General features: G+C 41.8%; 13 protein-coding genes. 2 read left to right on the top strand and 11 right to left on the bottom strand.

The window, feature by feature from the left end:
* Position 1: 1 nt before the first annotated feature.
* From HMPREF9957_RS09805 to cdaA, 4 genes are all read right to left on the bottom strand, one after another.
* Positions 2-376: a DUF1149 family protein gene (locus HMPREF9957_RS09805; RefSeq protein ID WP_001050087.1), complete on the bottom strand. Its 375-nt coding sequence runs from the start codon at positions 374-376 to the stop codon at positions 2-4.
* A 73-nt stretch (positions 377-449) separates the two neighbouring features.
* Complete coding sequence (gene glmM, locus HMPREF9957_RS09800) at positions 450-1,802, bottom strand: phosphoglucosamine mutase (protein ID WP_000521463.1); 1,353 nt, start codon at positions 1,800-1,802, stop codon at positions 450-452.
* Positions 1,803-1,827: 25 nt separating this feature from the next.
* Positions 1,828-2,592, bottom strand: a complete 765-nt coding sequence (locus tag HMPREF9957_RS09795; RefSeq protein WP_001230935.1) for a CdaR family protein — start codon at positions 2,590-2,592, stop codon at positions 1,828-1,830.
* Positions 2,579-3,436, bottom strand: a complete 858-nt coding sequence (gene cdaA / locus HMPREF9957_RS09790) for a diadenylate cyclase CdaA (protein ID WP_001011072.1) — start codon at positions 3,434-3,436, stop codon at positions 2,579-2,581. The genes HMPREF9957_RS09795 and cdaA overlap by 14 nt, the downstream gene beginning before the upstream one ends.
* A gap of 138 nt (positions 3,437-3,574) precedes the next feature.
* On the opposite strand from cdaA, the gene HMPREF9957_RS09785 reads away from it, so the two are divergent.
* Positions 3,575-4,543, top strand: a complete 969-nt coding sequence (locus tag HMPREF9957_RS09785; protein WP_000080995.1) for an NAD(P)/FAD-dependent oxidoreductase — start codon at positions 3,575-3,577, stop codon at positions 4,541-4,543.
* Between the two features lie 543 nt (positions 4,544-5,086).
* Positions 5,087-5,662 carry a hypothetical protein gene (locus HMPREF9957_RS09780; RefSeq protein WP_000593531.1) on the top strand — a complete coding sequence of 192 codons (576 nt, stop codon included), beginning with the start codon at positions 5,087-5,089 and terminating at the stop codon, positions 5,660-5,662.
* 617 nt (positions 5,663-6,279) lie between these two features.
* Here HMPREF9957_RS09780 and whiA read toward each other — a convergent pair.
* The 7 genes from whiA to HMPREF9957_RS09740 form a co-directional block, all read right to left on the bottom strand.
* Positions 6,280-7,191, bottom strand: coding sequence for a DNA-binding protein WhiA (whiA, locus tag HMPREF9957_RS09775; RefSeq protein ID WP_000011265.1), 912 nt, complete (start codon positions 7,189-7,191; stop codon positions 6,280-6,282).
* The gene (locus HMPREF9957_RS09770; RefSeq protein ID WP_001231072.1) at positions 7,188-8,165 is read right to left on the bottom strand and encodes a YvcK family protein; all 978 of its coding nucleotides are present in this window, start codon (positions 8,163-8,165) and stop codon (positions 7,188-7,190) included. The genes whiA and HMPREF9957_RS09770 overlap by 4 nt, the downstream gene beginning before the upstream one ends.
* Positions 8,162-9,052 carry an RNase adapter RapZ gene (rapZ, locus tag HMPREF9957_RS09765; RefSeq protein WP_000163054.1) on the bottom strand — a complete coding sequence of 297 codons (891 nt, stop codon included), beginning with the start codon at positions 9,050-9,052 and terminating at the stop codon, positions 8,162-8,164. The genes HMPREF9957_RS09770 and rapZ overlap by 4 nt, the downstream gene beginning before the upstream one ends.
* Before the next feature lie 51 nt (positions 9,053-9,103).
* A complete protein-coding gene (locus HMPREF9957_RS09760) occupies positions 9,104-9,484 on the bottom strand; it encodes a RidA family protein (RefSeq protein WP_001140420.1) in 381 nt (126 codons plus the stop codon).
* A gap of 10 nt (positions 9,485-9,494) precedes the next feature.
* The gene (yihA, locus tag HMPREF9957_RS09755) at positions 9,495-10,082 is read right to left on the bottom strand and encodes a ribosome biogenesis GTP-binding protein YihA/YsxC (protein WP_000422605.1); all 588 of its coding nucleotides are present in this window, start codon (positions 10,080-10,082) and stop codon (positions 9,495-9,497) included.
* 8 nt (positions 10,083-10,090) lie between these two features.
* The gene (clpX, locus tag HMPREF9957_RS09750) at positions 10,091-11,323 is read right to left on the bottom strand and encodes an ATP-dependent Clp protease ATP-binding subunit ClpX (RefSeq protein ID WP_025170719.1); all 1,233 of its coding nucleotides are present in this window, start codon (positions 11,321-11,323) and stop codon (positions 10,091-10,093) included.
* 206 nt (positions 11,324-11,529) lie between these two features.
* The gene (locus HMPREF9957_RS09740; RefSeq protein WP_000162445.1) at positions 11,530-12,036 is read right to left on the bottom strand and encodes a dihydrofolate reductase; all 507 of its coding nucleotides are present in this window, start codon (positions 12,034-12,036) and stop codon (positions 11,530-11,532) included.
* Positions 12,037-12,092: the final 56 nt, after the last annotated feature.

Genomic DNA, 12,092 nt, shown 5'->3' with positions numbered 1-12,092 from the left:
ATTAGAACTCCAAATTGATTCCTGGTAAGTCTAATGCAATTTCAGTTACTTCGTAAGTCAAACGGTTGAGCATATTCAAACATGGACGAGCCAAAGTTTCCACTTCTTCTTGGCTCAATTCACTTGGTTCATTGACAATACGGCCATCGATATGATTTACCTGTGAAATGGTTCCACTGATGACAAACTTATCAAATACAATCATAAATGTCAAGATGACAATCAAGGAAGTCACTTGATTTTCTTGGTCATGTTGGAGCAATTGGAAGTTCACATCCACCTTAGTTTCAGGAGCTCCATTTTCATTTTCCCATTCAAAATTACGCGCATCAAAATGATACTGACTAACAAATTCTTGTTCACGTTTAAGATTCATGTCTTTCTCCCTTGGCTACAATATTATAAGCTATTGTACCATAATTTTTTATTTTCATCTAGTTTTCTAGGATTTAGTCAATCCCGATTTCAGCACGAACAACGTCTGCGATGGTATCAACATAGTAGTCTACTTCTTCTGTTGTAGGCGCTTCTGCCATAACACGCAAAAGGGGCTCTGTTCCACTTGGACGAACAAGGATACGACCATTCCCTGCCATTTCAGCTTCCATCTTCTCGATAATAGCCTTGATAGCTGGCACTTCCATGGCCTTTTCCTTCATGACATTTTCCACTCGGATATTAACTAATTTTTGTGGGTAAATGGTTACTTCTGCTGCCAACTCTGACAAGCTCTTACCAGTTTCCTTCATGATTTTAGTTAATTGGACTGCTGATAATTGGCCATCACCTGTTGTATTGTAATCCATCAAGATTACGTGACCAGATTGTTCACCACCAAGGTTGTAGCCTGATTTTCTCATTTCTTCAACAACGTATCGGTCGCCAACTGCAGTAACTGCCTTGTTAATACCTTCGCGATCCAAGGCCTTGTGGAAACCAAGGTTAGACATAACAGTTGTCACAATTGTATTTTGGGCCAATTGTCCTTTTTCAGAAAGGTATTTCCCGATAATGTACATAATCTTATCACCATCGACGATGTCGCCATTTTCATCAACAGCAATCAAACGGTCACTGTCTCCGTCAAAGGCCAAACCGATAGCTGACCCGCTTTCTTTGACCACTTCTTGAAGGGCTTCTGGGTGGGTTGAACCAACATTAAGGTTGATGTTAAGACCATCTGGTGTTTCCCCGATAACAGTTAATTGAGCACCAAGATCTGCAAAGATTTGACGGGCACTTGTAGAAGCTGCACCATTGGCTGTATCCAAGGCAACCTTCATTCCACCAAGAGGAGTTCCAGTTGAAACAAGGTAGCCTTCATACTTACGCAAGCCTTCTGGGTAATCTACGAAGGTTCCCAATCCTTCAGCACTTGGACGAGGAAGAGTGTCTTCCTCAGCATCTAGCAAGGCTTCAATTTCTGCTTCTTTTTCGTCATCTAGTTTGAAGCCATCCCCACCAAAGAACTTGATTCCGTTATCAAGGGCTGGGTTGTGGCTAGCAGAAATCATGACACCGGCACTTGCTCCTTCAGTTTTAACCAAGTAAGCTACTGCTGGTGTTGCCATAACGCCTAATTTGTATACGTGAATCCCCACAGACAGCAGGCCTGCCACCAAGGCTGATTCCAGCATTTCCCCTGAAATACGTGTATCACGTCCTACAAAGACTTTCGGTGCTTCCGTTTCATGTTGGCTAAGAACATAGCCTCCAAAACGTCCTAGCTTAAAAGCCAATTCTGGCGTTAGTTCTACGTTAGCTTCTCCACGGACTCCATCAGTCCCAAAATATTTACCCATTTTTATAAAATCCTTTTTCCTATTTTTAATTCGTTTTTGAACTAGTTGCTTTCGTTGACGAAGATGTCTCCGACGAACTGCTTGTGCTTGAACTTGGTGCTACTGGTTTCGTAGTGACCTTCATTGTTGTATCAAAGGGAGTAATCACTACTGGTAAGATAACCCCATTGCGGTCGATTGCCTGCAAAGGTACTGAGCCACTGTAATTACCTGTTATGCGTTCGCTGGTTGGTAAAAGCGCAATAACTTTGTCAATCTTAGCTAATGTTTCCTGGTCAGTTGTGACCGAAACGCGTTCATTTGACACGGTTACACTATCAAGTTGTAGCTTGGGATCAATCTGGCTTTGATCAACTTGTGGCACAACAATCATCCCATCTCGCTTAACCTTCTTCCCAACTTTCACTGTGATCTTTTGAGGCGTTGCCACAGCGGTCAATCCACTTGGAAGATTTTCAATATTCAAGGGAACTTCAATCGTTCCAACACTAGCATCTGTTAGGTCAGCAGTAACCTTGAATTTACGTGTACTTTCTTGCATTTCACTGGACAAGGTCACACGATTGGCACCTGTCAGCACAACTGAAACCTCTGATGCAAATCCGCTGATGAAATACTGGTCATCATCATAGTGAATATCGATAGGAACGTTCGTTATCGTATTGGTATAGGTTTCTGATTTGACCTGCCTTACCGTATTGTTATTTTGAAAATTAGTCGATGTTGCATAGATGAATAAGACACAAGCAAAAAATAGAGATGAAATGATATATAGACTATTTTTTCTCATATTTCCAACCTCCTAGCAAACGGTCCTTGAAACTGACTTTTTCCTCAACAACTGGCAAAAGAATTGTTCGTAGCTCTGCTTCAAATTCTTCAATCGTCAAATCATGCTTGAAAACCCCATTGTAGGTAATAGAAATACCACCTGTTTCCTCTGAAACGATGAAGGTCAAGGCATCCGACACTTCTGATAAACCAATAGCCGCCCGGTGTCTGGTCCCAAATTCCTTGGAAATCCCTGTACTTTCTGTCAAGGGCAGATAGGCAGAGGTGACTGCAATCCGATTTTCTCTGATAATCACAGCACCATCATGTAAGGGAGTGTTGGGAATAAAAATATTGATAAGGAGTTCTGCTGAAATTTTGGCATCCAAGGGAATTCCTGTCGCGATGTATTCTTGTAAGGTACGAACTCGTTGAATGGCAACCAGAGCACCAATCTTACGAGGGCTCATATATTCAACTGACTTGACAAAAGCACGAATCATTTTCTCTTCCGCACTTATTTGAGTAGTAGAAAAGAAATCTGTCGCCCTTCCCAAGCGTTCCAAACCAGTCCGAATCTCTGGAGAGAAGATAACAACCGCAGCAATAACCCCATAAGTGATAATCTGGTTAATCAACCAAGAAATCGTTGTTAAACCAAGGATATTGGCCACAACCTGGGCTAATACAAAGATCAAGACCCCCCGTACCAAAATCATAATCTTGGTGCCAGCTATCGCTTTTGTAAAACGATATAAAATATAGGTCACAATCAAAATATCAAACAGATTGATGGCAATACTCCAAGGACTAGAAAACAAGCTAGTCCAATATTGCAGGTTGGATAATTGTTGAAAGTTCATCTGCTGTCTCCTCTCTGTCCAAACACGTTCCTTTCTATTATACCATTTTTCTGACATTTTTTTCCCTATCCTACTTCATTTTAAATTAAAGAAAAAATATGATAAAATAAACTGACTAGAAAAAACAAAGGAGAAACCATGTCTCAACTATATGATATTACCATTGTAGGTGGTGGTCCCGTCGGTCTTTTTGCAGCCTTTTACGCCCACCTACGCCAAGCCAAGGTCCAAATCATCGACTCCCTTCCCCAGCTAGGTGGACAACCTGCTATTCTCTATCCTGAAAAGGAAATCCTAGACGTCCCAGGCTTCCCAAATCTAACTGGAGAAGAGTTGACTAATCGTCTAATCGAGCAATTAAATGGCTTTGATACTCCTATTCATCTCAATGAAACGGTTCTTGAGATTGCAAAACAAGAAGAAGGCTTTGTCATTACAACTTCTAAAGGTAGTCACCTGTCTAAAACAGTTATCATTGCTATGGGTGGCGGTGCCTTCAAACCACGTCCGCTGGAATTGGAAGGTGTTGAGGAGTATGAAAATATCCACTACCACGTTTCCAACATTCAGCAATATGCTGGTAAAAAAGTGACGATTCTTGGTGGGGGAGACTCAGCTGTGGATTGGGCTTTGGCTTTTGAAAAAATTGCGCCAACTACCCTTGTTCACCGCAGAGATAATTTCCGTGCCTTAGAGCATAGTGTCCAAGCCTTGCAAGAATCATCTGTAACCATCAAGACACCATTCGTCCCTAGCCAACTCCTTGGAGATGGAAAAACACTCGATAAACTTGAAATCACAAAAGTCAAATCTGATGAAACAGAAACCATTGACCTAGACCACCTCTTTGTCAACTATGGTTTCAAATCTTCGGTCGGTAACCTTAAAAACTGGGGTCTGGACCTCAACCGCCACAAGATTATAGTCAACAGTAAACAGGAATCCAGCCAAGCAGGTATCTATGCTATCGGTGACTGCTGCTACTATGATGGAAAAATTGACTTGATTGCGACAGGCCTCGGAGAAGCTCCAACTGCTGTCAACAATGCCATCAACTACATCGACCCTGAGCAAAAAGTACAACCAAAACACTCTACTAGTTTATAAAAAAGAACCACGAGTCACATAGGATTCGTGGTTTTAAAATGAACGACACCTCAAAAATTAGACAGAAATACATCTAACTTCTGATATGCAGCCCACCTTCCCTTTGCTCTTGTTTGAATAAGAAATTTTTTTGCAGAATCATTAGATTATACAAAGTATTTCATATCAGTCTTTTAAAAATCTATCAAAACTCTCCAACTATTCTATTATACCATATAAAAAATTAAAAATAGGCTTGTTTTTCCTTTTTTAGATGTATAATAAATTTAGAAGAGGATATAAAATAAAAGGAGATTTTATGAGAAAAGTAAATAAGGACATTTTATTCTTGAGTGGAATCATCGTTTTATGTTTTGGTTTTTTGTTATTTCACATCAACCCCTATTATGCCGGACCCGATGAGCCACTGAAAGGAAGGTTAATTTTACTCTTTTGGAATCTATATTGGAGACCTATAGGAACTCTCAGTATCTTTTTTGGGTGCATTATGACTTTCAAAGGATTGAAAAAATAATCTTTTGATTAGGAAGAAAGAAAACTTTTATGATTAAACTGAAAATTTTGTTTTTCTCTCTACTATCAAGTTTATTATTCTTAGTCACAACGTCTACAGTTTTTGCCGATATCTATCCTGGCACAAATTATGAAATTGTATCTAATCGTATTATAAAAGAAATCAACACAGGGGAGTTACTCTCATTTTATACGACTGAACTTAGAGATGCCTATTTGGAGTCTACATCTATGTATCAGACTCGTTCTAACGCGACTGGTGTTGCAGATTATAGAACTAAATACTCTCACTCTTACGAGAGCAGTGCCACATCAGGAGCTCTAAGTTCAACAGCCTATGGTGGAAAAGCTGGAGCTACCCTAACTATAGGTGCAGGTGCTAGCTTTTCTGCTCCGGAGTCTGGAGTTGGACTTAGTTTAAATCACTCAGTCTCCCATAACGTACCACCCTACACTTATGGTTATATTAGACTAAAAGCATCTTACACAGTAAATGTTCGTAAACTAGAAGTTAGATACTTAGGCACCAACAAATGGGTTCCAGCTGGTGAAACCTCTACTATATCGAATATTAGCGTTTGGAGCGAACTGGTCACTTGGAAATAACTCATTAGAGATTAGATAAAAACTCAATTTCAAGAGAAAATGAAATAAATTTTCTCACAATAAAACGCATAGTATCACGGTTTTCAATACCTGATATTATGCGTTTTTGATTTTAAAGAGCTAAATTTCTTAACTTAATGACATTGCTTTTTGCCTTTCCCCTTCTTTTTCAAAAAGTAAAATATCCTATCAAATTGATGCAGCATATAATATAATAACGATGGCACTAACGATACGCCTTGGAAAAGGATGTATTATAGATGCTAGAACTTCTCAAAATAGTACTTATCGCAGTCATCGAGAGTATCATCTCATGGCTGGTGACTCGTTGGTTAGACGATCACTTCGACAAGTAATACTCTTCGAAAATCAAATTCAAACCACGTCAGCTTCGCCTTGCCGTACTCAAGTACAGCCTACGGCTAGCTTCCTAGTTTGCTCTTTTATTTTCATTGAGTATAACCTTCCTGGTTAGTGCTATCTAACCCAGAAAAAATCCCCTCGGTACTGCAATACCGAGGGGATTTCTGTTAGCACTAAAATGCTAGAACTTCTCAATTCCTCTTTATTATCTCACATGCTCTATTCAATTGTCAAGAAAAAGGTGTTTTATATCTTTATAACTCATCGGCTATCTTATTGATTTTTCTCAGTCTGTGGTTGACGCCACTTTTGGTCAGAGGGGTGCTGAGGCTATCTGCCAACTGCTGGATAGAGTAGTCTGGGTGCTGAATCCGCAATTGCGCTACTTCCTGCAAATCCACTGGCAGATTTTCTAAGCCCATAATATCTTTGATTTTGCTGATATTGTTGATAGTCTTCATGCTGGCAGAAACTGTCCGAGCGATATTAGCTGTTTCAGCATTATTAGCCCGATTGAGGTCATTACGGGTTTCTCGCAAAATCTTTACTCTCTCAAAATCATCACGCGCCTTCATGGCTCCGATTACTATCAAGAAGTCCATAATATCTTCGGCACGCTGGAGATAGGTTACAGCCCCCTTCTTACGCTCAAGTACCTTGGCATCCAGTAAAAACTGCTGGAGAAGAGAGGCAATCCCTTGCGCGTGGTCCAGATAAACAGAACTGATTTCCAACTGGTACTTACCCGATTCAGGATCACGAATGCTCCCATTTGCCAAGAAAGCTCCACAAAGATAAGCACGTCCTGCTTCCTCGTCCGATAAAATCGCCTCATCAATACCTGTTTCCAGGCCAAAGAAGGAGTCTGCCAAGTGCAAATCACTCAACAAGTCCTGCACCTTTTCATCTGTAAAAACGGTATAGACCCGATTCTTGCGAAGATTGCTCCGTTGGTGGTGACGGATTTCCGATTTGATTTCATAGAAATGGAGAAAGGACTCATAGAGGTGACGGGCCAGCTTGGCATTTTCTGTCACGATGGACAAGGTCAAGCCCGAAGTCGAGAGACCGATACTACCAGACATCTTGATAATGGCAGATAATTCATGCCGGCTCAGATGGTGTTGACCCAGAATTTCTTCTTTTACTGCTACTGTGAAACTCATTTTCTCACCTGTATAATCCGCATCAACTCGTCCACAATCAAACCCCCATCGTGGAAGGCACCTCCATTTTCCAGACGAAGGAAGTTGGATGAAATCACGCGCGGAACTTGCTTACAAAGACCAGCAAAATCATGTTCCACCTGCACCAAGTATTCATCAAACCGGTTGGAATTCATGTATTCCTGAGGCACTTTTTCGATATTCACCAAGACAGTGTCGATAAAAGGGCGACCAAGGTGACGATGCAAGACTTCCACATGGTCGCTATCTGTAAAGTGTTCCGTCTCCCCACGTTGGGTCATGATATTGCAGACATAGGCGATTTCTGCCTTGGTTTCCAAAAGCGCCTGCCCGATTTCCTTAATCACGATATTAGGTAAAATAGAGGTAAAGAGAGAGCCAGGCCCTAGGACAATCATGTCACTTTCAAGAATGGTCTGCACTACTCGACGGCTGGCCAGAGGTGTATCATCGTTGAAGGTATTGGTTACATAGACATGGTCAATCATGCCTGGATGGTCTGCGATATGACTCTCTCCAGCCACTTCTGTCCCATCTTGAAAGACTGCATGCAAGGTCAAAGGATGGTCGCTGGAAGGATAAATCTTCCCAGTTGTATGGAAAAATTTGCTCAGCAACTGCATGGCATTATAGGTCGAACCCTGCATTTCTGACAGACCTGCAATAATGAGATTGCCCAATGGATGGCCAGCAAAGGCTCCGGCATCCTCGGAAAAGCGATACTGAAAGACTTTCTCATAAAACTTAGGCATATCCGACATGGCCACAAGGACATTACGCAGATCACCTGGCGGTGTCAATTGCTGCATATTTTTTCGGAGTTCACCTGATGAACCACCATCATCCGCCACCGTTACGATAGCAGCGATTTCCACATCTTTTTCCCGCAGACTTTTAAGAATGACGGGGATCCCAGTCCCTCCACCAATCACCGTTATCTTTGGTTTTCTCATGAACGGTTTACCGTTTCCTTTCTTCGATCTTTGTCGCGATGCCCTTCATTAACAGGCCAATTCTTGGATAAGTCCTGCGCCAAGCGTTTAGCAAAGGCCACACTACGGTGTTGTCCACCCGTACATCCCATGGCAATGGTCAAAACAGACTTCCCTTCCTTTTGGTAACTTGGCAAAATCGGCTCAATCAAGGCCAACAAATGTTGATAAAAGTCTTCTGACTCAGGATGGTTCATGACATAATCATAAACAGGTTCATCTATACCCGTTTGGTTTCTCAGTTCTGGAAGGTAGTAGGGATTTGGCAAGAAACGAACATCAAAGACCAAGTCCGCATCAATCGGAATTCCATATTTAAAGCCAAAAGACATGACTTCGATACGGAAAGACTGGGCTTGTTCTTGATCCGAAAACTGCTCTGCAAGGGTTTTACGCAGCTCACGAGGAGTGAGTTCAGTCGTATCCACCACATTTTGGCTCATATTTTTCAAAGGTGCCAAGAGCTCACGTTCCAGCTTGATTCCATCCAAAATCCGACCATCTGCAGCTAGTGGGTGACTCCGTCTGGTTTCCTTGTAACGCGCGACCAATTCCTTATCAGCTGCATCCAAAAAGAGAATTTTGAAGTCCAGTTCTTCCTTGTTTTCCAACTCATCCAAAACAGCTTGAATCTCTGAGAAGAAAGAACGGCTACGCATATCTACTACCAAGGCCAACTTATGGTCGTCTTCCTTTGTTTCCACCAACTGCAAAAACTTAGGCAAGAGAGCTGGAGGCATATTATCAATAGTAAAATAACCCAAATCTTCGAAGGACTGAATGGCTACAGTTTTGCCTGCCCCACTCATTCCTGTCACAATCACCAAGTGAAGTTGTTTCTTTGTCATCTTTTTCTCCTTATATCAAAAGAAGTTTGGCAACACCAAACTTCAACTAGCTTATCCAATCTCTGCGATGACTTCAATTTCGACTTTTACATCACGAGGAAGACGAGCTACCTCCACAGCTGAACGAGCTGGAAATTCCTCTTTAAAGGCCGTTTGGTAAACCTCGTTAAAAGGAACAAAGTCGTTCATATCGCTCAAGAAGCAAGTTGTTTTGACAACATGGTCAAAGTCTGTTCCTGCCTCTGCCAAAATAGCACCGATGTTTTTCAAGACTTGTTCTGTCTGTTCTTGGATCGTTTCTCCAACGATTTCCCCAGTTTCAGGAGATAGGGGAACTTGACCGCTAGCAAACAAAAGGTTACCAACGATTTTTCCTTGAACATAGGGTCCGATAGCCTTTGGGGCCTTATCTGTATGAATTGTTTTTGCCATTTTCTTTTCCTCACAATTTTTCTAAGATTGCATCCCAAGCCTCATCCATCCCTGCCTTGCTGACAGATGAAAAGAGGATGAAGTCGTCACTTGGGTCAAAGTTTAATTTCTTTTTGATTGCTGATTCATGCTTATTCCATTTACCACGAGGAATCTTGTCCGCCTTGGTTGCCACAATGATGACTGGAATCTCATAATACTTGAGAAATTCGTACATCTGCACATCATCTGCTGACGGATCATGACGAAGGTCAACTAGACTGACCACTGCACGGAGATTTTCCCGAGTCGTTAAGTACTCCTCTATCATGCGCCCCCACTTTTCACGTTCCTTTTTAGAAACACGGGCATAGCCATAACCAGGCACATCCACAAAGCGCATCTTGTCATCAATGTTAAAGAAGTTAAGAAGCTGAGTTTTACCAGGTTTCCCCGATGTACGAGCTAGATTCTTACGATTCAGCATGGTGTTGATAAAGCTAGACTTGCCAACATTGGAACGCCCTGCTAGGGCAATCTCTGGTAGTTCATCCTGCGGATAGTGGGACTTGTTAGCCGCACTGAGCAAGATTTCAGCATTATGTGTATTAAGTTCCATAGTCACCTCTAGGCTGTTTCTAGGATTGGTTTATCCGTTCCATCGACAGCTTCTTTAGTGATGCGGACCAATTTCACATTTTCCTGACTCGGTACTTCAAACATGACATCTAGCATGGTTTCTTCGATAATCGAGCGAAGTCCACGCGCCCCTGTCTTTCGTTCGATGGCTTTATTAGCAATCTCTTGTAGGGCTTCGTCGTCAAATTCCAACTCGACATCATCATAAGATAACAAGGTTTGGTATTGTTTGACCAAGGCATTTCTTGGCTCTTTCAAGATGCGAACCAGGTCATCAACAGTCAATTGCTCAAGAGCTGCAAAAACAGGCAAGCGTCCAATCAACTCAGGGATAATACCAAATTTTTGAATATCTTCTGCGATGATTTCTTGCATGTAGGAGCTATTTTCGTCAATCGCCTTGTTGTTTTGACCAAATCCAATGACTTTTTCACCCAGACGTTGTTTGACAATTTCTTCGATGCCATCAAATGCACCACCCACGATAAAGAGGATATTTTTAGTATCCACTTGAATCATCTCTTGTTGCGGATGCTTGCGTCCACCTTGAGGCGGTACGCTGGCAACAGTTCCCTCGATAATCTTGAGAAGGGCTTGTTGCACCCCTTCACCAGAAACGTCACGTGTGATAGAAACGTTCTCACTCTTCTTGGCAATCTTGTCAATTTCATCCACGTAGATAATCCCACGCTCTGCACGTTCAATGTTAAAGTCAGCAGCCTGCAGGAGTTTTAGGAGGATATTTTCTACGTCCTCACCCACATAACCAGCCTCCGTCAGAGCTGTCGCATCTGCAATCGCAAAAGGCACGTTCAAACTCTTAGCCAAGGTCTGGGCAAGGAATGTTTTCCCTGAACCAGTTGGGCCAATCATCAAGATGTTTGACTTCTGCAAATCCACATCTTCTGACTCTTCACGCGTATCGTGGAAATTGATGCGTTTGTAGTGGTTGTATACTGCTACTGCTAAAGCACGTTTGGCACGATCTTGACCGATTACATAGTGGTTCAAGATATGGAGAAGTTCGATTGGTTTTGGTACCTCAGACAAGTCTGCTAAAACTTCCTCAGCCAACTCCTCTCGAATGATTTCCTGGGCCAACTCCACACATTCATTACAGATAAAAGCATTGTTGCCAGCGATTATTTTTTGTACTTCTTCTTGGCTTTTGCCACAAAATGAGCAATAAACCATCATATCATTTTTCCTAGTTGTAGGCATGATTTCCTTCCGTTCTATTCTATACTGTCATTCTATCTAAAATAAGGTCATGTAAAAGGCATGGACACTATTGACCAAATTAGTAAAGGCATTTAACCAAAGGAGGATAGAAAGCCCGTAACGCTTTTTACGAAAAGCCTGTGCTCCTGCCAGAAGGCAGATGAAACACAGAAAAGCCGTGAATAAACCAAATAAACTCCGTTCCATTAGACTTCCTTTCTCTTGCGGTATTGGATGGTAAAATCATAAGGATTTTTCTCATCTTTGGTATAGGATTTGCTTGAAACTGTCTCAAAAAGAGATAAGTCAAACTCCTCAGGAAAATAGGTATCTCCCTCCACCCGAGCATGAATGTGAGTCACAATCACTTCATCCAAATAGGACTCAAAAGCCTGAAAAATCTGCTTCCCACCGATAATGTAGAGATTCTTTTCTTGACCCTGATACCAGTCCAAGACAGACTGGACATCGTGAAAAGTAGCAACCCCATCTATCTTTTCTTCTAGGTTACGTGTCAAAATCAAGGTCTCACGTTTTGGAAGCAAGCGACGCCCCATCCCATCAAAGGTCACGCGCCCCATCAAGATAGCATGATTCAGAGTTGTTTCCTTGAAATGTTGCAGTTCTGCTGGCAAATGCCAAGGCAGACGATTGTCCTTACCAATCACACCCTCTTCATCCTGGGCCCAAATAGCTACGATTTTCTTAGTCATGCTTCCATCCTTTTTACTGATAGTACTATTTTATCAAAAAACTCAAAAAAAGACTG

Origin of the sequence: Streptococcus mitis SK1080 (genome assembly GCF_000220085.1) — a bacterium.
Taxonomy (GTDB): domain Bacteria; phylum Bacillota; class Bacilli; order Lactobacillales; family Streptococcaceae; genus Streptococcus; species Streptococcus mitis_K.
The sequence above is the reverse complement of the archived record's forward strand: the minus strand, read 5'-3'. Positions and strand labels throughout refer to the sequence as shown.